Source organism: Eubacteriaceae bacterium Marseille-Q4139, from assembly GCA_018223415.1.
Lineage (GTDB): Bacteria > Bacillota > Clostridia > Lachnospirales > Lachnospiraceae > CABSIM01.
In genome coordinates, this window is sequence record JAGTTQ010000001.1 from 3,562,039 (window position 1) to 3,584,938 (window position 22,900).

29 protein-coding genes and 1 tRNA gene are annotated in these 22,900 nt (G+C 53.6%); 29 read left to right on the forward strand and 1 reads right to left on the reverse strand.

The annotated features are described in order from the left end of the window. Positions 1 to 13 precede the first annotated feature (13 nt). The 26 genes from KE531_16980 (at position 14) to KE531_17105 (ending at position 19,636) form a co-directional block, all read left to right on the forward strand. Complete coding sequence (locus tag KE531_16980; GenBank protein MBR9955284.1) at positions 14 to 1,132, forward strand: glycine reductase; 1,119 nt, start codon at positions 14 to 16, stop codon at positions 1,130 to 1,132. Between the two features lie 250 nt (positions 1,133 to 1,382). After that, positions 1,383 to 1,476 (forward strand) — tRNA-Sec (locus KE531_16985). Between the two features lie 37 nt (positions 1,477 to 1,513). After that, entirely contained in the window at positions 1,514 to 2,932 is a 1,419-nt protein-coding gene (gene selA, locus KE531_16990) for an L-seryl-tRNA(Sec) selenium transferase (protein ID MBR9955285.1), read from the forward strand. A gap of 6 nt (positions 2,933 to 2,938) precedes the next feature. Then, positions 2,939 to 4,849, forward strand: coding sequence for a selenocysteine-specific translation elongation factor (gene selB / locus KE531_16995; GenBank protein ID MBR9955286.1), 1,911 nt, complete (start codon positions 2,939 to 2,941; stop codon positions 4,847 to 4,849). A gap of 10 nt (positions 4,850 to 4,859) precedes the next feature. Continuing rightward, the gene (locus KE531_17000) at positions 4,860 to 5,789 is read left to right on the forward strand and encodes a LysR family transcriptional regulator (GenBank protein ID MBR9955287.1); all 930 of its coding nucleotides are present in this window, start codon (positions 4,860 to 4,862) and stop codon (positions 5,787 to 5,789) included. A 139-nt stretch (positions 5,790 to 5,928) separates the two neighbouring features. Then, positions 5,929 to 7,014, forward strand: a complete 1,086-nt coding sequence (locus KE531_17005; protein MBR9955288.1) for a YedE-related selenium metabolism membrane protein — start codon at positions 5,929 to 5,931, stop codon at positions 7,012 to 7,014. A gap of 5 nt (positions 7,015 to 7,019) precedes the next feature. Beyond that, the gene (locus KE531_17010) at positions 7,020 to 7,226 is read left to right on the forward strand and encodes a sulfurtransferase TusA family protein (protein MBR9955289.1); all 207 of its coding nucleotides are present in this window, start codon (positions 7,020 to 7,022) and stop codon (positions 7,224 to 7,226) included. A gap of 12 nt (positions 7,227 to 7,238) precedes the next feature. After that, positions 7,239 to 7,475, forward strand: coding sequence for a DUF3343 domain-containing protein (locus tag KE531_17015; GenBank protein MBR9955290.1), 237 nt, complete (start codon positions 7,239 to 7,241; stop codon positions 7,473 to 7,475). Between the two features lie 203 nt (positions 7,476 to 7,678). Next, positions 7,679 to 8,821 (forward strand): aminotransferase class V-fold PLP-dependent enzyme, encoded by a 1,143-nt coding sequence (locus KE531_17020; GenBank protein MBR9955291.1) that lies wholly within the window; start codon positions 7,679 to 7,681, stop codon positions 8,819 to 8,821. Positions 8,822 to 8,996: 175 nt separating this feature from the next. Continuing rightward, positions 8,997 to 9,404, forward strand: a complete 408-nt coding sequence (locus KE531_17025; protein ID MBR9955292.1) for a hypothetical protein — start codon at positions 8,997 to 8,999, stop codon at positions 9,402 to 9,404. Between the two features lie 554 nt (positions 9,405 to 9,958). Next, positions 9,959 to 10,300 (forward strand): YlxM family DNA-binding protein, encoded by a 342-nt coding sequence (locus tag KE531_17030; protein ID MBR9955293.1) that lies wholly within the window; start codon positions 9,959 to 9,961, stop codon positions 10,298 to 10,300. Positions 10,301 to 10,318: 18 nt separating this feature from the next. After that, complete coding sequence (ffh, locus tag KE531_17035) at positions 10,319 to 11,674, forward strand: signal recognition particle protein (protein MBR9955294.1); 1,356 nt, start codon at positions 10,319 to 10,321, stop codon at positions 11,672 to 11,674. Between the two features lie 68 nt (positions 11,675 to 11,742). Beyond that, the gene (gene rpsP, locus KE531_17040; protein ID MBR9955295.1) at positions 11,743 to 11,988 is read left to right on the forward strand and encodes a 30S ribosomal protein S16; all 246 of its coding nucleotides are present in this window, start codon (positions 11,743 to 11,745) and stop codon (positions 11,986 to 11,988) included. Between the two features lie 15 nt (positions 11,989 to 12,003). Continuing rightward, positions 12,004 to 12,231 carry a KH domain-containing protein gene (locus KE531_17045; GenBank protein MBR9955296.1) on the forward strand — a complete coding sequence of 76 codons (228 nt, stop codon included), beginning with the start codon at positions 12,004 to 12,006 and terminating at the stop codon, positions 12,229 to 12,231. 63 nt (positions 12,232 to 12,294) lie between these two features. Further along, positions 12,295 to 12,807: a ribosome maturation factor RimM gene (gene rimM / locus KE531_17050; GenBank protein ID MBR9955297.1), complete on the forward strand. Its 513-nt coding sequence runs from the start codon at positions 12,295 to 12,297 to the stop codon at positions 12,805 to 12,807. A gap of 13 nt (positions 12,808 to 12,820) precedes the next feature. Continuing rightward, entirely contained in the window at positions 12,821 to 13,594 is a 774-nt protein-coding gene (trmD, locus tag KE531_17055) for a tRNA (guanosine(37)-N1)-methyltransferase TrmD (protein ID MBR9955298.1), read from the forward strand. Positions 13,595 to 13,714: 120 nt separating this feature from the next. Continuing rightward, entirely contained in the window at positions 13,715 to 14,062 is a 348-nt protein-coding gene (gene rplS, locus KE531_17060) for a 50S ribosomal protein L19 (protein MBR9955299.1), read from the forward strand. Positions 14,063 to 14,211: 149 nt separating this feature from the next. Then, positions 14,212 to 14,688 carry a signal peptidase I gene (gene lepB / locus KE531_17065; protein ID MBR9955300.1) on the forward strand — a complete coding sequence of 159 codons (477 nt, stop codon included), beginning with the start codon at positions 14,212 to 14,214 and terminating at the stop codon, positions 14,686 to 14,688. Positions 14,689 to 14,698: 10 nt separating this feature from the next. Continuing rightward, on the forward strand, positions 14,699 to 15,565 hold the full coding sequence (gene ylqF, locus KE531_17070) for a ribosome biogenesis GTPase YlqF (protein MBR9955301.1): 867 nt from the start codon (positions 14,699 to 14,701) through the stop codon (positions 15,563 to 15,565). Between the two features lie 3 nt (positions 15,566 to 15,568). Beyond that, the gene (locus KE531_17075; protein MBR9955302.1) at positions 15,569 to 16,216 is read left to right on the forward strand and encodes a ribonuclease HII; all 648 of its coding nucleotides are present in this window, start codon (positions 15,569 to 15,571) and stop codon (positions 16,214 to 16,216) included. Positions 16,217 to 16,231: 15 nt separating this feature from the next. After that, the gene (locus KE531_17080) at positions 16,232 to 16,579 is read left to right on the forward strand and encodes a YraN family protein (protein ID MBR9955303.1); all 348 of its coding nucleotides are present in this window, start codon (positions 16,232 to 16,234) and stop codon (positions 16,577 to 16,579) included. A 14-nt stretch (positions 16,580 to 16,593) separates the two neighbouring features. Then, on the forward strand, positions 16,594 to 17,451 hold the full coding sequence (gene pgeF, locus KE531_17085; GenBank protein ID MBR9955304.1) for a peptidoglycan editing factor PgeF: 858 nt from the start codon (positions 16,594 to 16,596) through the stop codon (positions 17,449 to 17,451). Between the two features lie 136 nt (positions 17,452 to 17,587). Beyond that, a complete protein-coding gene (locus KE531_17090; GenBank protein MBR9955305.1) occupies positions 17,588 to 17,800 on the forward strand; it encodes an alpha/beta-type small acid-soluble spore protein in 213 nt (70 codons plus the stop codon). A 165-nt stretch (positions 17,801 to 17,965) separates the two neighbouring features. Then, positions 17,966 to 18,520 carry a 16S rRNA (guanine(966)-N(2))-methyltransferase RsmD gene (gene rsmD, locus KE531_17095; protein MBR9955306.1) on the forward strand — a complete coding sequence of 185 codons (555 nt, stop codon included), beginning with the start codon at positions 17,966 to 17,968 and terminating at the stop codon, positions 18,518 to 18,520. A gap of 24 nt (positions 18,521 to 18,544) precedes the next feature. Then, positions 18,545 to 19,033 (forward strand): pantetheine-phosphate adenylyltransferase, encoded by a 489-nt coding sequence (gene coaD, locus KE531_17100; protein ID MBR9955307.1) that lies wholly within the window; start codon positions 18,545 to 18,547, stop codon positions 19,031 to 19,033. A gap of 21 nt (positions 19,034 to 19,054) precedes the next feature. After that, positions 19,055 to 19,636, forward strand: coding sequence for a vacuolar family H+-ATPase subunit H (locus KE531_17105; GenBank protein ID MBR9955308.1), 582 nt, complete (start codon positions 19,055 to 19,057; stop codon positions 19,634 to 19,636). Here the strand turns inward: KE531_17105 and KE531_17110 are convergent. Continuing rightward, positions 19,593 to 20,585, reverse strand: a complete 993-nt coding sequence (locus KE531_17110; protein ID MBR9955309.1) for a nucleoside recognition protein — start codon at positions 20,583 to 20,585, stop codon at positions 19,593 to 19,595. The genes KE531_17105 and KE531_17110 overlap by 44 nt on opposite strands. Before the next feature lie 53 nt (positions 20,586 to 20,638). On the opposite strand from KE531_17110, the gene KE531_17115 reads away from it, so the two are divergent. From KE531_17115 to KE531_17125, 3 genes are all read left to right on the forward strand, one after another. Then, on the forward strand, positions 20,639 to 21,439 hold the full coding sequence (locus KE531_17115) for a M23 family metallopeptidase (protein ID MBR9955310.1): 801 nt from the start codon (positions 20,639 to 20,641) through the stop codon (positions 21,437 to 21,439). A gap of 75 nt (positions 21,440 to 21,514) precedes the next feature. After that, entirely contained in the window at positions 21,515 to 22,240 is a 726-nt protein-coding gene (locus KE531_17120) for an rRNA pseudouridine synthase (protein ID MBR9955311.1), read from the forward strand. Then, positions 22,237 to 22,896: an HAD family phosphatase gene (locus KE531_17125; GenBank protein ID MBR9955312.1), complete on the forward strand. Its 660-nt coding sequence runs from the start codon at positions 22,237 to 22,239 to the stop codon at positions 22,894 to 22,896. Before KE531_17120 ends, KE531_17125 begins: the two co-directional genes overlap by 4 nt. The last annotated feature ends 4 nt before the right edge of the window (positions 22,897 to 22,900 follow it).

Consider the following 22,900-nt stretch of genomic DNA (forward strand, 5'->3'; position numbering starts at 1 on the left):
GGATTGAGGTTTTATGTCAGATACGAAAATTAAAAAGCTCATTGCGGAAACCTTCCTGGAAGTGGCAGACGCCCTGGAAACCGGTCAGTATGGAAAACAGCCGGTGATCGGCTTTGCCAGCGAAGGCAGTGAGCATGGTGAGGATAATATCGAAAGAGCGATGGAGCTGGCAGCCGCCAAGGGCCTCAAAGCTGTTTTGATTAAAGGGGAAGATATCCATAAGGATATGGAGAAGATGCTGGATTCCGGCGAGATTGACGCTGCCGTTACGATGCATTATCCATTCCCCATCGGCGTTTCCACCGTCGGAAAGGTCATCACCCCCGGCATCGGAAAGGCTATGTATATTGCCACGACCACAGGTACGTCCGATACGGACCGTGTCTGCGGCATGGTAAAGAATGCCATTTACGGCATCATTGCGGCCAAGGCTGAGGGCATTGAGAACCCGACGGTCGGCATCGCAAACATCGACGGCGCAAGACAGACAGAGAAGGCTCTCTTAAAGCTCGCAGAGCAGGGCTATGACATCAATTTCGCACAGTCTGCAAGGGCTGACGGCGGAATCGTCATGAGAGGAAATGACCTGCTTGCCGGTACGCCGGACATCATGGTTATGGATTCCCTGACCGGAAACCTGATGATGAAGATTTTCTCCGCTTATACAACAGGCGGAAGCTACGAGTCCCTGGGCTTCGGATACGGCCCGGGAATCGGCGACGGCTATGGCCGTTTGATTATGATCGTATCCCGTGCCTCCGGCGCACCTGTAATCGCAGGCGCCATGGAGTTTGCAACGAACCTGGTTAAGCACAACTGGAAGGCTGTTGCGGACGCTGAATTTGCAAAGGCAAAGAAGGCCGGTCTCGACGCAATTCTCGACGAGATTCGTTCCGCAGGCAAGAAGGAAGCTGCTGCTGAGGAGACCGTTGTAGCTCCGCCGAAGGAAATCTGCACCGATCAGATCCCTGGCATCGAGGTTATGGATCTGGAGGATGCTGTAAAGGCCCTCTGGAAGGCCGGCATTTACGCCGAGAGCGGCATGGGCTGTACCGGCCCGATTGTGCTCATGGCTGCCGACAAGAAGGAGCGCGCATACGAGATCTTAAAGGAAGCCGGATACGTCGGCTAATCCTTTCCGTGCTGGATCGGAGGCCCTGCGGAATGTCCCGCAGGGCGCCGGCCCAGTGCTTCTTTGACATACCATAAAATGACTTAATTGTTGCGAAATTTCGCTCAATTTGTCGTTGACAAAGTGAAAAATACATGGTAAAATGGCGAGGAAAGTGGCTGCTATGCTTGCATGGGCAACCATTTGACGGGCATTTCCATCGAGACGATAGTCGAGATGGTACAATCGGCCATGTTATACTGCAAGATGTGGAGGTAGATCGGTTGCTGGTGTGCCGCGCGGTCTTCAAAACCGTTGTAGGGGGTTAAGAGCCTCCTGGGTGGGTTCGATTCCCACCTCCTCCGTTTTTATCCCATCAAGTAGTGTAGGAGGAAACAGCATATGGAAAAAAAGCAGGAGATTCTGCGGAGTATTCCTAAAATGGATGAGTTGCTACTGGATGAGCAGCTCGTTTTTTTTATGGAATCGACGCCGAGAGCCGTGGTTGTTGACGCGGCAAGAGAGATTACGGATCGGGTAAGAAAAGAGATTTTATCGGGGGAGAGGACAGAGGTTCCCGGAAAGGATGAGATGATTGCCGCCATCTGCGCGCAGGTTACAGGCGAGAAGAAGCGGGATTTGAGAAACCTCATCAATGCCACAGGCGTTGTGTTGCACACGAACCTGGGGCGCTCCAACCTCTGCCGTGCGGCGGTGGAGAGCATCCTCTCCGTGGCCGATTCCTATTCCAACCTGGAATACGATGTGAAAAACGGTATTCGCGGTTCACGCCATGACCACGTGGAGAAGATCATCACGCGGATCACCGGCGCTGAGGCGGCCATGGTTGTCAACAACAATGCGGCTGCCACCATGCTCTGCCTTTCGGCTATGGCATGGCAAAAGGAGGTCATTGTCTCCCGCGGCGAGCTGGTGGAAATCGGCGGTTCCTTCCGGGTGCCGGAGATCATGGAACAGAGCGGCTGTCATTTAAAGGAGGTCGGAACGACCAATAAGACGAAGATGGCCGATTACCGGAATGCCTATGACCCGGAGCACACCGGTGCCCTTATGAAGGTGCATACAAGCAATTACCGGATCCTTGGCTTCACCGAGGAGGTGACGGTGAAGGAGATGGCAGCTCTCGGAAAAGAGCTTGGGCTTCCGGTGATCTATGATATGGGAAGCGGCCTGATGACCGACCTTTCCCGCTACGGCGTCGATGAGCCGACGGTTTTGGACGCCTTAAAGGACGGGGCCGACGTGGTGTTATTCAGCGGTGACAAGCTTCTTGGCGGGCCACAGGGCGGCATTATTATCGGAAAGAAAAAATATGTGGATCTGATGAAAAAGCATCCTCTTGCCAGGGCGTTCCGCGTCGACAAGCTGACGTTGGCGGCTCTGGAGGCGACGTTCTTTGAGTATTTGGACATGGAGAGCGCAAAACGCTCGGTTCCGGTTTTAAAGATGATTACCACATCCACCGAGGAGCTTAAGAGCCGGGCAGAGCTTTTAAAACAGCGGATTTCGGAGAAGACAGAGGCGTTTACCCTCGGGACGGAGCCCTGTAAGGATCAGATCGGCGGCGGTTCGGCGCCGACGACGCTGCTTTCCGGCTATGCGGTGACGGTTTCGTCGGAGCATATGACGGCGGAGCGGCTGGAGCGGCTTCTCAGGAAGGCGGCCGTGCCGGTTATCGTGCGGGTCGCCCACGATAAGATTGTCCTTTCTGTCAGAACGGTGCGCGAGGAGGAGATGGCGGCAGTGGCGGAGGCTTTCGCTTTCGCGGCAGCCCAGGATAACGGATCAAAGGGGGAGTAGCGGCGGATGCAGAATGTAATCGTAGGAACTTCGGGTCATGTGGATCACGGAAAGACGTGCCTGATTAAGGCGCTGACCGGTGTGGACACCGACCGGCTTAAAGAAGAGAAAAAGAGGGGCATTACCATCGAGCTTGGCTTTGCGAACCTGCCCAATGACGAGGGGCTCCATATCGGCATCATCGACGTGCCGGGCCATGAGAAGTTTGTGAAGAACATGCTGGCTGGTATCGGCGGCATCGACCTGGTGCTTTTGGTGATCGCCCTGGATGAGGGCGTCATGCCGCAGACCGTGGAGCACTTTGAGATCTTAAAGATGCTCCATATCCGCCAGGGCATCATCGTATTTACCAAGTCCGACCTGGTGGATGAGGACTGGGCCGAGATGGTGGAAGAGGATGTGTCGGCGCTTGTGGAAGGCAGCTTTTTAGAGCATGCCGACAGGATCCGCGTTTCCTCCTTTACGGGAGAAAATATTGACGTATTAAAGAACATGATCCTCGATAAGGTGCGTTCCGTCGGCATGAGGCGCAGCGAACCGGAGCTTTTTAGACTTCCCATCGACCGTGTCTTTACGATGGAGGGCTTCGGCACCGTCGTGACGGGGACGCTTCTTGAGGGAAGCTGTCAGGCCGGCGAGGAGGTCATGGTTTATCCCCAGGAGCGGGTGCTTAAAATCCGCGGGATCCAGAGCCACGGACAGAAAGAGGACGAGGCCTTTGCCGGCCAGCGTACGGCCATCAACCTGGCGAATGTGAAAAAAGAGGATCTGCTGCGCGGCGAGGTGCTGGCATCACCCGGCTCCCTCACGAACAGCACGTTCCTGGACGTAAAAATCAACCTGTTTAAGACGACGGAGCGCCAGCTTAAAAACGGCGACCGCATCCATTTTAACTACGGTTCGGCGCAGACCATCGCAAAGGCAGTTTTGCTTGATAAGGACGCGGTGGATCCCGGCGACGGCGCCTTTGTGCAGCTCCGGTTTGACGAGCCGGTGGCCGTCAAGCGTACCGACCGGTTTATCATCCGCTTCTATTCGCCGGTGGAGACCTTCGGCGGCGGCGTGATCTTAGACGCCAGCCCGGCCAAGCATAAGAGACACCAGGAGGAGCTGATTAAGAGCCTTTCGATCCGGGAATCCGGCACCGACGAGGAAGTCCTGGAGCTTGTTCTGGAGGAGGAGAGCATCCGCTTCCCCAGCGTTCACTGGCTGGCAGCCAAGATGAACTGGACGGACAAGGAAACCGGAGACATGCTGGAGACCTTAAAGAAGAAGAAAAAAGCGCTGTCTTTAAACGACGGCAACTTCTTCCATAAGAATTTCTGGGATAAGGTGACGGCGGCAGGACTTTCGATCCTGACGGCATTCCATAAGGAAAATCCCATTGCGGCCGGTATGGAGAAGGAAGAGTTTAAGAGCCGCCTTCTCGACCATTTCTATCTGAAGGATGCGAAAAAGGGCGACGTGCTTTTAAATGAGTTAATCAAGCGCGGAACCATTACGGCTTCCGGAAGCACCGTGGCTGCGGCCGGCTTCCTCGCCAAGTATTCAGACGAGCATTCCGGCATGCGTGACAAGATCTTAAAGGTGTATCTGGACGCAGGCGTGGAGGCGCCGGCGACGGAGGATGTGATGGCGCAGTTTAAGGATAAGAAGCAGGCGAAGCAGGTGCTTATGGATCTGTTTAAGGATGGAACGCTTGTGAAGTTAAATCCCGGCGCCTACATCCATAAGACCCATTATGACAGGGCCATGGCGCTTCTTCACAAGCATTTTGAGACGAACGCGACCATGTCGCTTGCAGAGTTCCGGGATATGCTTGGGACGTCGAGAAAGTATGTGCTGATGATTTTAGAGTATCTGGATCAGCAGAAAATTACGAAGAAGCAGGATGATGTCCGGGTGCTCTTAAAGTAAGGGGGCGGCCATGGAATTCAGACAGCTTGAGGCATTTGTCAATGCCGTAAAATACAAAAGCTTTTCGCGGGCGGCCGATGCGACGTTTTTGAGCCAGCCCACCATCAGCGCCCATGTGAGCAACTTAGAGAGTGAGCTTGGCGTGCTTTTGTTCCACAGAAACGGCAGGGAAATTACCCTGACGCCCCAGGGGCGGGAGTTTTATCCCTACGCTACGTCCCTCTTAAATACGAGAGCCAAGGCGCTCCTTTCGGTACACGGCGGGAGCGGAGAGCTTTCCGGGATCCTGGATATCCAGACTTCGACGATTCCGGGACAGTACCTTCTTCCCAGGCTCATGAAGGGGTTTCACGAAAAGAATCCGAAGGTTCGCTTTTACGTGGAGCAGTCGGACAGCCGGAACGTCAACGAGAACCTTTTGAACCAGAAGGGCGAGCTTGGCTTTACCGGCTATAAGGGGAATTCCGGGCTGGCCTACGAGCCGGTGTTCACCGACGACATGGTGCTTATTACGCCGGACGAGCCCTGCTATGCCGATTATAAGAACGGTGATAAAATGCCGGCGGAGATGTTTTTAAAATGCCCGTTCATCCTCAGGGAGGAGGGCTCCGGGACGAAGGAAGAGATGGAAAAGGCGCTGGTGGACGGGAAAGCCGTCTTTAAGAATGTGGCCGTTGTGGCGCGGATGAACCATATGGAGGCCATCAAGCAGGCCGTGAGCCTGGGGCTTGGCGTCTCCATCGTGTCGGAGCTGGCGGTGCGCCACTGTGCGGAAAGCGAGGGACTCCGGTATTTTAAGATCGAGGGCCTTAAGAAAAAACGGATTTTCTATCTGACTTACAATAAGAACCGCTGCCTGTCGCCGGCGGCCGAGGAGTTTCTGACCTTTGTCAAACGGGAGGCCAGGGCAGTGCAGGAGGGCAGTTATTGCCAGGTATAGGATTTTTCTATCGAATATTCCTATGAATTGGTTTTTTGAATTAGACGAAAGATGGTTCTTTTGGTAAAATTGACGGTACGGACTGGGACGTTTTTCGTTCGTTCCGTCCAAGTTTGCCAAAAGAAAAGGGGTATTTGAGATGAATTTAGCTGCTAACAAAAAGACGCTCCTTGTATCAGGCGTCATTCTCGGCGTGATTGCCGCGGTTCTCGCTTATATGGGGAACCCGAAGAACATGGCGATGTGTATCGCCTGCTTTATCCGTGATTCGGCCGGTGCCATGAAGCTCCATACGGCGCCTATTGTACAGTACATGCGGCCGGAAATTGTCGGCATTGTCTGCGGCGCGTTTTTGGTTTCCGTCTGCATGAAGGAGTACCGCTCGACGGCCGGTTCGTCGCCGATGATCCGGTTTATCCTCGGCGTCATCATGATGATCGGGTCTTTGGCCTTCCTTGGCTGCCCGCTGCGTATGGTGATCCGTATGTCTGCCGGTGATTTGAACGCTTATGTAGGCTTCGTGGGCTTTGTGGCCGGTATCTTTACGGGAACGCTGGCGTTAAAGCGCGGCTTCTCCCTGGGACGTTCCTATACGATCCAGAAGGCATCGGGAGCCATCCTTCCGATTGTGCTTGTTTTCCTTCTGATTTTAAGCGTTGCCACGCCGTTATTTGCCTTCAGTGAGAGCGGCCCCGGAAGCATGCATGCGCCGCTTCTCGTTTCTCTGATCGGCGGCCTCGTATTCGGAGCCATCGCCCAGAGATGCAGAACCTGCTTTGCAGGAAGCATCCGCGACGTGATTTTAATGAAGAATTTCGACCTGATTACCATCATTGGCGGCTTTTTCGCCGTGATGTTAGTCTTTAACCTGGCCACTGGCGGGTTTAAGCTCTCCTTCGACGGACAGCCCGTTGCCCATGCACAGCACATCTGGAACTTCCTTGGCCTTTATGCCGTAGGATTTGCTGCTGTCCTGGCAGGCGGATGCCCCTTAAGACAGCTGATTCTGGCCGGTCAGGGTTCCTCTGACTCTGCCGTGACGTTCTTAGGCCTTCTTGTGGGTGCTGCCTTCTGCCATAATTTCAGCCTGGCAGGCGTTGCTGCCGCGGCGGCTACGGAGACGACGGCGGCTGTTGCAGGCGGCCCGGGAATCTACGGACAGGCAGCCGTTATTATCTGTATTGTGGTGCTGTTCATCATCGGGTTTGGAAAGAAAGAGAGGTAACTGCCATGTATGAAGTAGATGCAAGAGGATTGTCGTGCCCGGAGCCGGTTATGCTGACGTCCCAGGCTTTAAAGAGCCATGGAAAGGAAGCCATCAAGGTTCTTGTCAGCGAGCCGCATACACGTGCGAATGTGGAGAAATTCGCAAAGAGCCAGGGCCGTACCGTGACGGTGACGGAAAAGGGCGACGAATTTGAGCTGGTGATCCAGTAGAAAAGAGATTTCATGAGAAAAAAAGAGCTGAAACTGATTGTTACCTTCCATACGACGGCCGATGCCATTGCGGTGGAGAAGGCGTGTAAGGAAAGGGAAATCCCCGGACGGATGATTCCGGTTCCCAGGGAGCTTTCCGCCGGCTGCGGTTTAGCCTGGTGCATGGCGCCGGAGGGCCGGGAAAAGATGGAAGGGCTGCTTTCTTCCCTGAACCTGGAGTCAGAGGAGATGGCGGAGATTTTATACTAAGGATGAAAGGGCAGATGGTTTTCACCGGCTTTCCGGGGAATGGCCGGATGCCCTTTTTGTTTCATAGGAAATTGCGTCCTATGTAACAAAAACGCTCCGCGAGGATGTGCACTTCGCGCAGAGGAATATGGCTGCCGGCGCAGCCGCGCTTTGGCGCGTGTGTGCGCCGTAGCGCACACTTTTTTATACGAGGAGGAAAAGGTATGGCAGAGATTTATCTTGACAATGCGGCGACAACCATGAAAAAGCCGGACTGTGTGATTGACGCGGTGGTGTCAGCCATGAGGCATATGGGAAATTCCGGGCGCGGGGCCCACGAGGCGTCCCTCGACGCGTCCAGGGTGATTTTTGAGACAAGGGAGCGGTTATCTTCCATGTTCCATTTGGGGAACCCGAAACAGGTGGCGTTCACCTGCAATTCCACAGAGGCGTTAAACACGGCGATTTTCGGGCTTTTCGGGCCCGGTGACCATATTATTTCCACGGTGATGGAGCACAACTCGGTGCTGCGCCCCCTTTACCGTATGGAAAAGCAGGGGGCGTCGGTGACGTTCCTTCCCTGCGATGAGCTTGGCAGGCTGCGGACAGACTTGCTTTCCTCGGCGCTGCGGCCGGAGACGAAGGGGGTTGTCTGCACTCATGCGTCGAACCTGACGGGGAATGCCAATGACCTGGAGTTTATCGGGAAATTCTGCCGGGAACACGGACTGCTTTTTGTGGTGGACGCCTCCCAGACGGCAGGAGTTCTTCCGATTGATATGGAAAAGATGAACATTGATGTCCTCTGCTTTACGGGGCACAAGGGGCTTTACGGCCCTCAGGGTACCGGCGGAATCTGCGTCCGGGAAGGCGTTGCGGTGGCGCCGCTGAAATCCGGCGGCAGCGGTGTGCAGACATATTTAAAGGAACATCCCCATGAGATGCCGACGGCTCTTGAAGCCGGGACGTTAAACGGCCACGGCATTGCCGGGCTCCATGCGGCTTTAGGCTTCCTTATGGAGACGGGCACCGATGCGGTCCATGAAAAGGAAGTCCGGCTGATGCGGCGGTTCTATGACGGGATTAAGGACATTCCCGGCGTGAAGATTTACGGCGATTTCTCCACGGATCACCGGGCGGCCGTCATCGCCATCAATATCCGGGACTACGATTCGTCGGAGATCAGCGACGAGCTTTCCTTTACTTATGGGATTTCCACGCGGCCGGGCGCCCACTGCGCGCCGCTCATGCATGAGTCCATGGGAACCGTGGAACAGGGGATGGTGCGGTTTTCGATTTCCTGGTTCAATACGGAAGAAGAGATCGATGAGGCCATAAGAGCGGTGAGAGAGATTGCGGAAGAGTAAAATGTATAAAAAACTTTATGTATGGTACTTTTTGCTGGGGCTGATTTGCTTTTGGCAGTTTCTTCGGCCTCTTGAACCGGGAGAGGAATGGCTTCGCATTTTTGCGGCGTTTTTTCTAATCCTTCGGGCCGCAGCCTTTTTCCTCGTGTGGAAAAATCGGGAGAATTTTTGCCTGATGCTCCGAAAAGGGCATGTGTGGAAGCGGGAGATGGAAGCGGAAAGCATGGAGAACACACTTTTGTGGATGTATGTCATAGCGGAGGGAGCATGGCTTGGCTGCATTTTCCCGCAAATGTTTTCTCTGTTTCAGCCTTTAGAGAGATTCGTTTTTCTGATGCATTTTACGATGGCGCTTTTATTTGCGCTGGATGCCCAGAGCGGTATCCTTTCTGCTTTGCCGAAAGGAAAAAGGATGTTCGGATTTCCGGTTGTCAGCATGCTTTTGGTTGCCGCTCTTACTGTAAGGAATTTTGAAGCGAAGACAGCTCCTTTGCCGGATGCGGCTGTTTTGCTTTTGGCTCTCATGTATTTTGAAATGGGAGCGGGGATTCTTATTCGACTGCATGAGAACCGGGCGCAGTGACGGGATGGGAAATTTGTCGGTATTTCTGTCAGCACACAGGGAAAACAGAATCCTGTCATTGAGAAGCCGGAAAGAATGTGTTATACTGGTGACACGGAAAGTCAGAGCACATCATAATGGCGGCCTACCCTCCCAAGATCGGAGGGGCTAACCCTCCAGATGAAAGAAAGGAGGGCGAGCCAATGTATGTTACATATCAGGACTTAGTCCAGATTGGAATATTCATTGTAGCCCTTGTAAGTCTGATTTATCAGATGCTCAAGGGAAGAAAATAGCCGCCACTACCAGCAATAGTGACGGCTGACCTCGTGTGAGGTAAAGCTACTTATTGTTGAGGGTAGGCCGTGTGTTTCTGGCTTTCCTTCTTTCTATTATCAATATAACACAACCGGCGGCATGGTGCAAGCGGATTCTTTCTTTTAACCGATCTGTCACGTGCAGAATTTCCTTTAGTAAACCAGCGCAGGAGAAGGAAGAAACAGAACATAAGTTCGTAAAGAAAAAACACTTGACACCCGCCCTGTTTTATAGTATGATTACGCAGGTGATCGGAAATGGAAAAAATTGTGGAACAGGGGCTTTTGTATGATTTTTACGGTGAGCTCCTGACCGAGCATCAGAGGCACATCTATGAGGATGTGGTCTTCAATGACATGTCCCTAAGCGAAATCGCCGAGGAACAGGGGATCAGCAGGCAGGGGGTTCATGACCTGGTGAAGCGCTGTGACAGGATTCTTGGCGGCTACGAGGAAAAGCTCGGGCTTGTTGACAAGTTCAACAGGACGAAGAAAATGGTCGAGGAAATCAGGACGCTGGCCGGTGCTTATAAGGAAACCGGCGATATGAGCCTGATCGACCGCATCGAAGAGATTTCCGGGGAAATCGGACAGCTTTGACATTGAAGGAGAGATTGCATGGCATTTGAGAGTTTGGCCGATAAGCTTCAGAACGTCTTTAAGAATTTAAGAGGCAAGGGCCGCCTTACGGAAGCCGATGTGAAGACAGCCTTAAAGGAAGTCAAGATGGCGCTTCTCGAGGCGGACGTAAGCTTTAAGGTTGTAAAGCAGTTTATAAGCTCTGTCCAGGAGCGGGCCGTCGGCCAGGATGTGCTGACAAGCCTGACGCCGGGGCAGATGGTCATAAAAATCGTAAACGAAGAGCTTGTGAAGCTCATGGGCTCCGAGACGACAGAAATCGCCTTAAAGCCCCAGAGCGAGATTACGGTCATCATGATGATTGGTCTCCAGGGCGCCGGCAAGACGACGACGACGGCGAAGTTAGCCGGAAAGTTTAAGGCCAAGGGCAGGAAGCCGCTTCTTGCGGCCTGCGATATCTACCGCCCGGCGGCTATCAAGCAGCTTCAGGTCAACGGCGAGAAGGTGGGCGTGCCGGTGTTCTCCATGGGAGACAGCCAGAGCCCGGTCAATATCGCCAAAGCGGCCATTGAGCATGCGAAAAAAGAGGGCATGAACCTGGTGTTCCTCGATACGGCCGGACGTCTCCAGATTGATGAATCCATGATGGATGAACTGGTGGACATCAAGGCGGCCGTGACGGTGGATCAGACGATCCTCGTGGTGGACGCCATGACGGGCCAGGATGCCGTCAATGTGGCCGGTACCTTCAATGAGAAAATCGGCGTCGACGGCGTGATTTTAACGAAGCTGGACGGCGACACGAGAGGCGGCGCGGCGCTTTCCATCCGCGCAGTGACGGGGCGGCCAATTCTGTACGTCGGTATGGGAGAGAAGCTTTCCGATTTGGAACAGTTTTATCCTGACCGGATGGCCTCAAGGATTCTTGGAATGGGAGATATCCTGTCCTTGATCGAAAAGGCTGAATTCGATGTCAGCGAGGAAAAGGCCAAAGAGATGAGCCAGAAGCTCCGGAAGGCCGAGTTTGATTTCAATGATTTCCTGGATCAGATGCGCCAGATCAAAAAGATGGGCGGCATGGCGAGTATCTTAACGATGATGCCCGGCATGAACCAGATGAAGGGAAATCTTGATATAGATGAAAAGTCCATGGATCGGGTGGAAGCCATTATCCTGTCCATGACGAAAGAGGAACGCACCAATCCGTCTCTTTTGAACCCCTCGAGAAAGCAGAGGATCGCAAAGGGCGCCGGCGTCGATATCGCCGAAGTCAACCGGATCGTCAAGCAGTTCGAGCAGTCGAAGAAGCTCATGAAACAGCTTCCCGGCATGATGGGCGGAAAGAGAAGGGGCGGCCTCGGCGGAATGATGGGCAAGTTTAAGCTCCCGTTCTAGCCGCAAAATGAAGACAGCAATGCATTCCGCATGCTTATAGAAACAGATTCCAAGGAGGTGAAAATAACATGGCAGTAAAGATGAGACTTAGAAGAATGGGTCAGAAAAAGGCTCCTTTTTATAGAATTGTCGTTGCTGATTCCCGTTCCCCGAGAGATGGAAGATTCATCGAGGAGGTTGGATACTACGATCCGAACTGTGAGCCGAGCGTAGTGAAGTTCAACGAGGAAGCAGCAAAAAAGTGGTTATCCACAGGTGCTCAGCCGACAGAGACAGTTGGCAAGCTTTTAAAAGTAGCCGGCATCATCCAGTAATGCGAGGTGTGATTGATGAAAGAATTGGTCGAAGTGATTGCTAAAGCACTGGTTGATAATCCAGACGAGGTTGTGGTTACGGAAACGGAGAAGGAAGACGAGATTATTGTCGAGCTGAAGGTTGCCTCCGGCGATATGGGAAAGGTAATCGGAAAGCAGGGCAGAATCGCCAAAGCGATCCGTTCCGTCGTAAAGGCCGCATCCTCCAAGATGGAAAAGAAAGTTATTGTTGAAATTCAGTAACGCAGAGGGCTGTAATCAGAGTTCACTTTGATTGCGGCTCTTTTTCTGATAAAGGAGAATTTGATGGAACAGCTTCTCAGGGTGGGCGTCGTGACGACGACCCATGGCGTCCGCGGGGAGGTCAAGGTTTTCCCGACTACCGACGACGCGGAACGCTTTAAAAAACTGAAATCCGTGATCCTGGATCTTGGAAGGGAGAAACGGACGCTGGAGATCGAGCAGGTTCGTTTCTTTAAGAACCTGGTAATTTTGAAATTTAAAGGGCTCGATTCCATGAACGACGTGGAGGGCTTCCGGAAAAAGGATCTCCTCGTGACGAGGGAGCAGGCAGTGGAGCTTTCGGAGGATGAATATTTCATTGCGGATCTCATCGGCCTTTCGGTTGTGGATGAAGACGGGGAGCGGCTCGGGACGCTCTCGGACGTGCTCCAGACCGGCGCCAACGATGTGTATGTGGTGAAGACGGAGGCGGGAAAGGAGCTTCTGCTTCCAGCCATCGGCGAATGCGTTTTGAAGGTGGATCTTGCAGCCCAGGAAATGACCGTTCATGTGATGGACGGCCTTCTGGATCTTTAAGCGGAGGTACGGGATGAATTTTCATGTTCTGACTTTATTTCCCGAGATGGTGACAAACGGATTAAACACCAGCATTCTGGGGCGGGCGGCCTCCAAGGGGCTTTTGTCTTTTGAGGCTGTCAATATCCGGGATTATACGCTGGAGCGCCATGGGCAGGTAGATGATTATCCTTACGGCGGCGGCGCAGGCATGGTGATGCAGGCGGAGCCCATCTACCGGGCTTACGAGGTGCTCTGCGGGCGGATCGGAAAGCGGCCGCGGGTCGTCTACATGACGCCCCAGGGCCGCGTGTTCAACCAGAAAATCGCAGAGGAGCTGTCAAAAGAGGAAGAGCTTGTGTTTCTCTGCGGCCATTACGAGGGCGTTGACGAGCGGGTTCTGGATATGATCGTGACGGATTCTCTGTCGGCCGGGGACTATGTGCTGACCGGCGGAGAGCTTCCGGCCATGATGATGATCGACTGTATTTCCAGGCTGATCCCCGGCGTTTTAAATAACGGCGATTCGGCGGAGTTTGAGTCTTTCCATGACAATCTTCTGGAATATCCCCAGTACACCAGGCCAGAGGAGTTCATGGGGAGAAAGGTTCCGGAAATCCTGCTTTCCGGCCATCATGCCAACATTGACAAATGGCGCAGGGAGCAGTCGATTATCCGCACGCTCGAGAGGCGGCCGGAGCTCCTTTCGGAGGCGGAGCTTTCCAAAAAAGAGCGGGCATTTTTAGAAAAGCTTCTGGAGGAGAGACGGCAGGAAGAGACGGCCCAGGAGAAGGAAAATTTGCCGTAATTGGGCTTGACTTTTTTAAGGCCCTTATGCTATAATTTTAACTCGTGAAACAAGAGATGTTCCTCTGCCGCCTGATTTTGCGGGTAAGAACGTCGACTATATCAAGGAGGTTCATGAAACATGAACGATATTATTAAGAATATTGAAGCTGCTCAGTTAAAAGAGACTGTTCCGAGCTTCAACGTAGGCGATACCGTTAAGGTATATGCAAAGATCAAGGAAGGCAACCGCGAGAGAATCCAGGTATTTGAAGGAACTGTCATCAAGAGACAGAACGGCGGCGTAAGAGAAACCTTCACCGTAAGAAAGAATTCCAACGGTATCGGCGTTGAGAAGACCTGGCCGCTTCACTCCCCGTCCGTAGAGAACGTGGAAGTCGTAAGAAGAGGTAAGGTAAGACGTGCGAAACTCTACTACTTAAGAGACCGCGTCGGCAAGGCTGCTAAGGTAAAAGAACTGGTTAAGTAATTGATCTGGCGGATTCAAGGGACAATGCAAATTGTCCCTTGTTCTATATATACGCATGCAACAGGCCGGCACAGACCGGCGAAGGAGTGTTTGAATTGGAGCAGAATCGGATCCATCTCGTCGTGAACTGGATCGTGGACATTGTTGTGATGATTGTGCTGGCCTGCTATACGGTCTATGCCTTCGGCGGCCGGGCGGCAGTGAACGGGCATTCCATGGAGCCGGTGCTGGCTTCGGGGGATGTGGTTCTTTTAAACCGCCTGGCGTATGACCTGGGAAAGCCGGATCGGTTTGACATTATCGCGTTCCGGCAGGGCGATTCGGCCGTGAGCATCAAGCGTGTCATCGGCCTTCCTGGCGAGACGGTTCAGATCCGGGATCAGGCCGTGTACATCAACGGCGAGCGCCTGGAGGCGGAGAGCGGTCTGGAAGCCGTCTCCATCGCAGGCGCGGCGGAGTTCCCTGTGGAACTTTCGGAAAACGAATATTTTGTTTTGGGCGACAATCGGGATTCCAGCGAGGACAGCCGGTTTTCCGGGACGGGAAATGTGAAGCGAGAGCAGATTTTAGGAAAGGTCTGGCTCCGACTGGAACCCTTTTCGGAATTCGGGCTGATCCATTCTTAGGAGGAAATTTATGCATATACAGTGGTATCCGGGACATATGACAAAGGCGGTCCGCGCCATGAAGGAAGATATCCGGCTTGTGGATCTGATTATTGAGCTGGTGGATGCCAGGGCTCCCATGTCCAGCCGGAATCCGGATATTGATGAGCTTGGAAAGGGGAAGGGACGCCTGATCCTTTTAAATAAATCTGACCTGGCAGACGAGGCGGGAAATGAGGCATGGAGCCGGTATTTTAAGGAGCTTGGCTTTGAGGTCTTAAAAATCGACGCCCGCGCCAAGGGGACGTTAAAGCAGATCAGCCAGGCTGTCCAGGCGGCCTGCCGGGAAAAAATCGAGAGGGACAGGAAGCGTGGAATTTTAAACCGTCCCGTCCGCGCCATGGTGGCCGGCATTCCCAACGTGGGAAAGTCCACGTTTATCAACAGCCTGGCGGGAAGAGCCTGCGCGAAAACCGGGAACAAGCCGGGCGTGACGAAGGGGAACCAGTGGATCCGCTTAAATAAGCAGGTGGAGCTTCTCGACACGCCGGGAATTTTGTGGCCGAAGTTTGAGGATCAGGCCGTGGGTCTGAAACTGGCGTTTCTCGGTTCCATCAACGAGGAGATCTTAAACAAGGAAGAGCTGGCATGTGAGCTGATTGCATGGCTTTCCGGGCGGAATCCCGGCCTTCTGGCGGAAAAATACGGCCTTCCGGATGAAAACGGCGCCCCGGCTGAGGTCCTTGGCGATATTGCAGAGGCGCGCTCCTGCTTAAAAAAAGGCGGGGAGTTCGACACGGAACGGGCGGCAAGGCTGCTTTTGGAGGATTTTAAAAACGGGAAGCTGGGGCGGATTACGCTGGAGTTCCCGGAGGAATACAAAAAGGCGGATGAGTAGGCAATGGGAAGGACACTGAAGGGAGAACGGCTGGAAAAAGAGCTTTTAAGGCTTGACGCCATGAAGGAATTTGAGCGGGAATATGAGGGCTTTGGCCTTGTCTGCGGCATCGACGAGGCGGGGAGAGGGCCCCTGGCCGGGCCGGTGGTTGCCGGGGCGGCCATACTTCCTGCCGACTGCACAATCCTTTATTTAAACGATTCCAAGAAGCTTTCGGAAAAGCGGAGAGAGGAACTGTTTCTGGAGATTCAGGAAAAGGCCGTGGCCTGGAGCACCGGCATGGCCTCCCCGGAGCGGATTGACGAAATCAATATCTTAAACGCCACGTATGAGGCCATGCGGGAGGCCATCGAAGGGCTTTCCGTACAGCCGCAGGTGCTTTTAAACGATGCGGTGACGATTCCAGACATTGCGCTGCGCCAGGTGCCGATCATCAAAGGCGACGCCAAAAGCGTGTCCATTGCGGCGGCCAGCATCTTAGCTAAGGTGACGAGGGATCATATGATGGCGGAGTATGCGAAGCTCTACCCCGAGTACGGCTTTGAAAAGCACAAGGGGTACGGAACGGCGGCGCATATTGCGGCTTTAAGGGAGTTTGGGCCGTGCCCGATCCACCGAAAGAGCTTTATCAAAAATTTCGTTTCCGAGTAAGCCGAAAGAGGGAAAATGGGGTACAATAACAGGGAAACCGGAAGCCGTTACGAGAGAGAAATCGCCGCGTATCTGGAAAAGCGCGGGTTTGTGATTCTTGAAAAAAATTACAGGTGCCGGAGCGGGGAGATCGACCTGATTGCAAGGGACGGACGGTACCTTGTGTTTATTGAGGTCAAATACCGGAAAAGCGGCGCGGCCGGTACGGCCCTGGAAGCCATTTCGCCGAAAAAGGTTTTGAAGGTCAGGCAGACCGCAGCTTACTATCTCTATGAAAAAGGGCTTCCCGAGGACACGCCCTGCCGGTTTGATGCGGCGGGAGTTGACGGGGAGACTGTCACGTACAGGAAGGACGCATTTTGACCCGGAGGGATTTTATGTATCAGTGGATCCGAAAAGACAACAGCAGCACGCCGATGCGTGAGATCACAAGCGCCGGCGTTACATATCTTGCGTTCCCGGCGCTTTTAGAGAGCGGCATGGTGCGCCACGGCTTTTCCACCAGGATGGGCGGCGTAAGCGAAGGGCCGTATGCCACGATGAATTTTTCCTTTACCCGCGGCGATGACCCGGAGGCCGTGAGGGAAAATTACAGGCGGATGGCAGAAGCCCTCCGCGTGGACATGGAAAAGATGGTTCTCACCTGGCAGACTCACACGACGAATGTGCGTGTCGTCTCCGAGGAAGACCTTGGGAAGGGGATTATAAAGGAGCGGGACTACCGGGATGTGGACGGGCTTGTGACGGACATGCCGGACGTTACGCTTGTGACATTTTTTGCCGACTGTGTGCCCTTATATTTTCTGGATAAGAAGAACCATGCCATCGGGCTTTCCCATTCCGGCTGGCGCGGCACCGTGAAGCGGATGGGCGAAAAGACCCTTGAGACCATGGCGGAGGCCTTCGGGACGCGGCCGGAGGATGTGACCGCCTGCATCGGCCCCAGCATCTGCATGGACTGCTACGAGGTCGGCGGCGAGGTCATCGAGGAATTCGCGGCTGAATTTCCGGAAGCCGTCCATGACCGGCTTTTTTATAAAAAGGAAAATGGGAAGTACATGTTAAATTTATGGGAGGCCAACCGGATTGTCCTCACGGACGCCGGGATCCGGGAAGAAAATCTTTCTGTGACGGATATCTGCACCCACTGCAACCCGGAGCTTTTGTTCTCCCACAGGCGGAGCCCCGAAAAGCGCGGCAACCTCTGTGCGTTCCTTTGTTTGAATCGTTCATAATTTCCTGTTAATGACAAAAAACGAAAAACCTTCTAGTGTATATTCTTTTTCTGCGTCCATACTAGGAATGTACCAAGAAGCACCGGAGCAATCACTTGAATCTGACTCCGGTAATACTAAAAAAGGAGGCGTTTTTATGTCTAACACAAACAGTTCTTCCAACCGTGTATCCGTACCGGAAGCCAAGGAGGCTATGGACAAGTTCAAAATGGAGGTTGCTACCGAGTTAGGTGTGCCGCTTACCAATGGCTATAATGGGAACCTGACGTCTTACCAGAACGGCAGCGTCGGCGGCTATATGGTTAAGAAGATGATCGAGGCCCAGGAAAAGCAGATGGCTGGCAAATAAAGCATAAAAAGCCATGAAGAAGGTCCCTTTCCGAAGAAATTTCGGAAGGGGATTTTCTATGTCGCGGCCGGCGGGAGAAAGCCGGAAAATTTCGGGAAAAACAGCTTGTATCTCAGAGCTTTTGATATTATAATGAAACAGAAACAGCGTCAGAAAGGAATGCCTATGAGAGTAATTGCCGGCAGCGCGAGGCGGCTGCAGCTAAAAACCGCCCCTGGAATGGAGACCAGGCCGACGACCGACCGAATCAAGGAAACTTTATTCAACATGCTTCAGGATGACATTTACGGGAGCCGGTTCCTCGATCTGTTTTCCGGCAGCGGCGCCATCGGCATCGAAGCCTTAAGCCGCGGCGCAGAGTGCGCCGTGTTCGTGGAAAACGGCACGGAACAGCTTTCCTGCATCCGGGAAAACCTTAAGACGACGCATCTGGCGGAGAAAGCCACGGTGCTGGCTTCGGATGTGCTTTCGGGGCTTCGTGAGCTGGAAAGGCGCGGGCTCCGGTTCGATTTCGTGTTCATGGATCCGCCTTACCGAATGGAGCACGAAAAAAACGTCCTTTTGGCGTTAAAAGCATCGCCGCTCATTGATGAAGACAGCCTCATCATCGCAGAGGCCTCAAAGGAGACGGACTTCTCCTATGCCGAAGGACTGGGGTACGAGCTTGTGCGGTGCAAGGTCTATAAGACCAATAAGCATGTATTCTTTAAAAAAAGATAAAAGCAAAGGACAGACAGCAAAACCATGAAAAATGCAATTTATCCGGGCAGCTTTGACCCGGTCACACTTGGACATATCGACATAATCAGGCGCTCTGCGGAGCTTTTCGACCACCTGATTATTGCCGTTCTCAATAACAGTGCGAAGAAGCCGCTCTTTACCGTGGAGGAACGGGTACATATGTTAAAGGAGGTCACGAAGGACATCCCCAACACAGAGGTTTTAAGCTTCGGCGGCCTGACGGTGGAATTTGCCAGGGAATGCGGCGCCCATGCACTTGTGCGCGGGCTTCGTGCAGTCACGGATTTTGAGTACGAACTCCAGCTCGCCCAGCTAAACCGGGTGATTGCGCCGGAGATTGACACGGTATTTCTCACGACAAATCTGAAATATGCGTATTTAAGCTCCAGCTCCGTCAAGGAGGTGGCAGCCTACGGCGGCGATATCAGCTCGTTTGTGACGCCGTATGTGGAAGAGCGGGTTCATGAAAAGTTTCAAAGGATAGAAAAATAAGAAAGGGCGAGGTAAGAGGTTATGAGCAGAATCGAGCAGTTAATCACCGAAATTGAAGAATATATCGACAGCTGTAAATTCCAGCCGCTGTCTACGACGAAAATCATTGTAAATAAAGAGGAGTTGGACGAGCTTCTTGTGGAGCTGCGGCTGCGGATCCCTGATGAGATCAAGCAGTATCAGAAGATTATCAGCAATCAGGATGCGATTATCTCCGATGCCCAGGCAAAGGCCGACGCCATGTTAGCCGACGCGACGGCTCAGACAAACGAGCTTGTGAACGAGCATGAGATCATGCAGAAGGCATATGCCCACGCCAACGAGATCATTGAACAGGCCCAGGCGCAGGCCCAGGCCATCCTGGACAACGCGGTGAACGACGCCAACAACATCCGCCAGGGCTCCATCCAGTACACGGACGACATGTTAAAGAGCCTTCAGACCATCATCAATCACTCCATGGAAGGCGCTCAGAGCCGTTTCGACGCCTACATGAATTCCATGAAGTCCAGCTATGATATCGTTTCCTCTAACCGTCAGGAGCTTTCCGCCGGCATCATCACGGAAAAAGAAGAGGAAAGCCAGGAAAGCGGCGAACAGTAAGAAAGAAAAAGAAAAAGGAAAGCGCCCCGTGAAGGAGTTTCCAGAAAAAATAGTGCCGGATGGAAAGTCCGGCCTTTTTTTCGTCTGCCGCCGGAGTTTCTGGCGCATCCGGAACGGCCAGGACAGCTTTTGTCTGGAACAGGCCGGAAAAGCCGCCGAAGGCCAGCGCAGCCATGGAGGCGGCGCCGGAAAAGGGGAACGGCAGGGCGGCGGCCAGTTCTTTGATGCCGGTCGTCATTTCCATGGCGCCAATGAGAAGGAGCCTTAAAAGAGGCGGGAGAACCCGGCTGCTTTTTAAGAAAACGATGGCAATGGAAAAAATCATTAAATACCCGCCGATTTTACAGAGGATTCCCATGGCGTTTAAGATCGCCTCGTCGCTTGTCTGGGAGGGCGCAGGCCGCAAAAGCCCGCCGGGACGGTTCCGTTCTCTTTGACGTCCGGGATAGAGAACCATGGCGAGGGGGACGATGAGAAGAAGCGGCCCGTACATGGAGAAAACGACGGAAAAAAGGGACGCCTGCCCGGAAAAAAGCGGCCAGACGTACCCCAACAGGAACATGGGACTCGGATGGTTGCAGACGGCGAGAAGGAACCGCGCTTCGTTTTCGGAAATCCGCCCTTCGTGCAGAAAGTCGGCGCATGTTTTGGCGCCCATGGGGCAGCCGCAGAAAAAACCGGCCAAGAGCACGTAGACGCCTGGCTTTGAGAGGCCAAGAAGCGGGCCGAGAATAAGATGAAAGGGCGCCGTCAGGATCCCGATGCCGCCGCCGGAGACGATGAGGCCGGAGAGCACCATAAAGGGAAAAAGGGCCGGAACTACGAAGCTGTACCACAGGAGCAGACCGTTTTTTGCGCCTTCCGTCACATAGGCAGAATGAAGGAGCATGAGTGGGCAGAGGGCGCAGAGGAGAAGAGAAGAAACCAGGGAAGCGGCGGATTTTTTCATGGGCACCTGAATAGAATCTCATTGATAAAGCTTATGAAAACGGCGGCGATTGTATGAGGCTTCTGCTCCTTTTCCTTCTGGCGGCTTTTAACAGCTTCCTTGCCGGGTGGCTGGACTCTTATACCAACTATGACAGGCTTTCTTCCTATGCCTGGGAGAGCGACGAGTTTCGCGCCTTAAAGCTCGGTGAGGCCATTGCGGGAGAAGCGAACCTGGACGGCGATGCCGTGGCGGCGCTTATGGCAGAACATGGCTTTGACCTTACGGGCTTTAAGCTTCGGACGCCGCTTTCCATCCGTTATCCGAAGGAGAGGACGGCAGGCTTTAAAAAGCTTTCTGCCGCATACGGGATGCTGTTTGACGATCTCAAATATTTTCCGGTGCCGAAAAGCCTGTTTTCCGATACGCCGGACGTTTCCTATTCCGACGGCTGGATGGAGAAAAGAAGCTACGGCGGCGAGCGGGGACATGAGGGCTGCGACATCATGGGAAGCGAGCGGGAGCGCGGGTTTTACCCCGTCGTCAGCATCACCGACGGCACCGTGGAGAAGGTGGGCTGGCTGGAAAAGGGCGGATGGCGCATCGGCATCCGCGCACCGTCGGGGGCTTATTTTTATTATGCCCATTTGTACCGGTATGAAAAGGAATGGAGCGAGGGCGATGAAGTCCGCGCCGGGGAGCTTTTGGGATTCATGGGGGATTCCGGCTACGGGCCAGAGGGAACGACGGGCATGTTCGATGTCCATCTCCATCTCGGCGTCTATTTAAGGACGGATCACTATGAAGAGCTTTCCGTAAATCCCTACTGGATTTTGCGGTTTCTGGAAAAATACCGGCTGGAATACGCCTATTAGCGCGTTTGGAATTGTACTTTCCGCCTAATTCTGGTATGATAGAAGGACAGCGGGAGATATTGGAGGAAAAGGCAGATGGCAAAGAAGCTGCGTCTCGATAAATATCTGGCGGACATGGGGCTTGGAACCAGGAGCCAGATCCGCGATGCCATAAAAAAAGGCCGGGCATCCGTGGGAGGCGAAACGGTAAAAGAGCCGGAGATGAAGGTGGATCCGGAATGTGACCAGGTGGAGTTTGACGGACATGCCGTCGGCTATGTGGATTTTGAATATTACATGCTTTATAAGCCGGCCGGCACCGTCAGCGCCACCGAGGACGGCCGTTATCCCACGGTACTTTCCCTGATTGACGGGCGGAACAGGAAGGACTTGTTCCCCGTGGGGCGGCTCGATCTGGACACGGAGGGATTCCTTCTCATCACAAACGACGGGGAGCTGGCCCACCGGCTTTTGTCGCCGAAGCGCCATGTGGACAAGGTCTATTACGCCAGGTGCGGCGGGAAAATCCCGGAGGATGCGGTTTCCAAGTTTCGGGAGGGACTTCTGCTTCCCGACGGGCTTTCCTGTATGCCGGCAGAGCTTGAGGTTCTCGCGGACGGGACAGACGGCGAAGCAGAAGTGCGCCTGACCCTTCACGAGGGGAAGTTCCATCAGGTGAAGCGGATGATGGAAGCCATCGGCTGCCCCGTCCGCTACTTAAAGCGCCTTTCCATGGGGCCGCTTACGCTTGATGAAAGCCTTTCCCCCGGCGGGTACCGGCCGTTAAATGAAGAAGAATTGGAGCTTTTAAAGCAGATATGAGGAACGAATTTTTAAATGGGAAAAAAGCCGTCCTTTTTGATCTCGACGGGACGCTGGTGGATTCCATGTGGATGTGGAAGGACATCGACATCGAGTTTCTGGGACGGTTCGGATACGGTTTGCCGGAGGATCTCCAGAGGGAGATCGAGGGCATGAGCTTTTCGGAGACGGCTTCTTATTTTAAAGAGCGGTTCTCGCTCCCGATGACGGTCGAGGAGATCAAGGACTGCTGGATTGCCATGTCCATCGAAAAATACAGGACGGAAGTGGGGTTAAAGCCCGGCGCCCTGGAGTTTTTAAAATACTGCCGGGAGCGCGGGATCCGCACGGGTGTCGCCACCAGCAACGGGCGCGACATGGTGGACGCGGTGATTGAATCCTTAAAAATCGGGGATTATCTTGGTGAGGTAGCGACGGCCTGCGAGGTGGAGGCCGGGAAGCCGGAGCCGGATATCTATCTGGAGGTGGCAAGACGGCTTTCCGTAGAGCCGGAGGAGTGCCTGGTTTTCGAGGATATCCCGGCTGGAATCGTGGCCGGAAAGAGGGCCGGTATGACGGTGCTGGCCGTCCAGGATGAATTTTCAAAGGATTTGGAGACAGAGAAACGAGAGCTTGCGGACGGTTTCATCCGCGACTATTTTGAATTACTTCAGTGAGGTT

Coding starts and splice junctions, on each gene's coding strand:
- KE531_16980 (MBR9955284.1), top strand. CDS start 14: ATGTCAGATACGAAAATTAAAAAGCTCATTGCGGAAACCTTCCTGGAA.
- selA (MBR9955285.1), top strand. CDS start 1,514: ATGGAAAAAAAGCAGGAGATTCTGCGGAGTATTCCTAAAATGGATGAG.
- selB (MBR9955286.1), top strand. CDS start 2,939: ATGCAGAATGTAATCGTAGGAACTTCGGGTCATGTGGATCACGGAAAG.
- KE531_17000 (MBR9955287.1), top strand. CDS start 4,860: ATGGAATTCAGACAGCTTGAGGCATTTGTCAATGCCGTAAAATACAAA.
- KE531_17005 (MBR9955288.1), top strand. CDS start 5,929: ATGAATTTAGCTGCTAACAAAAAGACGCTCCTTGTATCAGGCGTCATT.
- KE531_17010 (MBR9955289.1), top strand. CDS start 7,020: ATGTATGAAGTAGATGCAAGAGGATTGTCGTGCCCGGAGCCGGTTATG.
- KE531_17015 (MBR9955290.1), top strand. CDS start 7,239: ATGAGAAAAAAAGAGCTGAAACTGATTGTTACCTTCCATACGACGGCC.
- KE531_17020 (MBR9955291.1), top strand. CDS start 7,679: ATGGCAGAGATTTATCTTGACAATGCGGCGACAACCATGAAAAAGCCG.
- KE531_17025 (MBR9955292.1), top strand. CDS start 8,997: ATGCTCCGAAAAGGGCATGTGTGGAAGCGGGAGATGGAAGCGGAAAGC.
- KE531_17030 (MBR9955293.1), top strand. CDS start 9,959: ATGGAAAAAATTGTGGAACAGGGGCTTTTGTATGATTTTTACGGTGAG.
- ffh (MBR9955294.1), top strand. CDS start 10,319: ATGGCATTTGAGAGTTTGGCCGATAAGCTTCAGAACGTCTTTAAGAAT.
- rpsP (MBR9955295.1), top strand. CDS start 11,743: ATGGCAGTAAAGATGAGACTTAGAAGAATGGGTCAGAAAAAGGCTCCT.
- KE531_17045 (MBR9955296.1), top strand. CDS start 12,004: ATGAAAGAATTGGTCGAAGTGATTGCTAAAGCACTGGTTGATAATCCA.
- rimM (MBR9955297.1), top strand. CDS start 12,295: ATGGAACAGCTTCTCAGGGTGGGCGTCGTGACGACGACCCATGGCGTC.
- trmD (MBR9955298.1), top strand. CDS start 12,821: ATGAATTTTCATGTTCTGACTTTATTTCCCGAGATGGTGACAAACGGA.
- rplS (MBR9955299.1), top strand. CDS start 13,715: ATGAACGATATTATTAAGAATATTGAAGCTGCTCAGTTAAAAGAGACT.
- lepB (MBR9955300.1), top strand. CDS start 14,212: ATGATTGTGCTGGCCTGCTATACGGTCTATGCCTTCGGCGGCCGGGCG.
- ylqF (MBR9955301.1), top strand. CDS start 14,699: ATGCATATACAGTGGTATCCGGGACATATGACAAAGGCGGTCCGCGCC.
- KE531_17075 (MBR9955302.1), top strand. CDS start 15,569: ATGGGAAGGACACTGAAGGGAGAACGGCTGGAAAAAGAGCTTTTAAGG.
- KE531_17080 (MBR9955303.1), top strand. CDS start 16,232: ATGGGGTACAATAACAGGGAAACCGGAAGCCGTTACGAGAGAGAAATC.
- pgeF (MBR9955304.1), top strand. CDS start 16,594: ATGTATCAGTGGATCCGAAAAGACAACAGCAGCACGCCGATGCGTGAG.
- KE531_17090 (MBR9955305.1), top strand. CDS start 17,588: ATGTCTAACACAAACAGTTCTTCCAACCGTGTATCCGTACCGGAAGCC.
- rsmD (MBR9955306.1), top strand. CDS start 17,966: ATGAGAGTAATTGCCGGCAGCGCGAGGCGGCTGCAGCTAAAAACCGCC.
- coaD (MBR9955307.1), top strand. CDS start 18,545: ATGAAAAATGCAATTTATCCGGGCAGCTTTGACCCGGTCACACTTGGA.
- KE531_17105 (MBR9955308.1), top strand. CDS start 19,055: ATGAGCAGAATCGAGCAGTTAATCACCGAAATTGAAGAATATATCGAC.
- KE531_17110 (MBR9955309.1), bottom strand. CDS start 20,585: ATGAAAAAATCCGCCGCTTCCCTGGTTTCTTCTCTTCTCCTCTGCGCC.
- KE531_17115 (MBR9955310.1), top strand. CDS start 20,639: ATGAGGCTTCTGCTCCTTTTCCTTCTGGCGGCTTTTAACAGCTTCCTT.
- KE531_17120 (MBR9955311.1), top strand. CDS start 21,515: ATGGCAAAGAAGCTGCGTCTCGATAAATATCTGGCGGACATGGGGCTT.
- KE531_17125 (MBR9955312.1), top strand. CDS start 22,237: ATGAGGAACGAATTTTTAAATGGGAAAAAAGCCGTCCTTTTTGATCTC.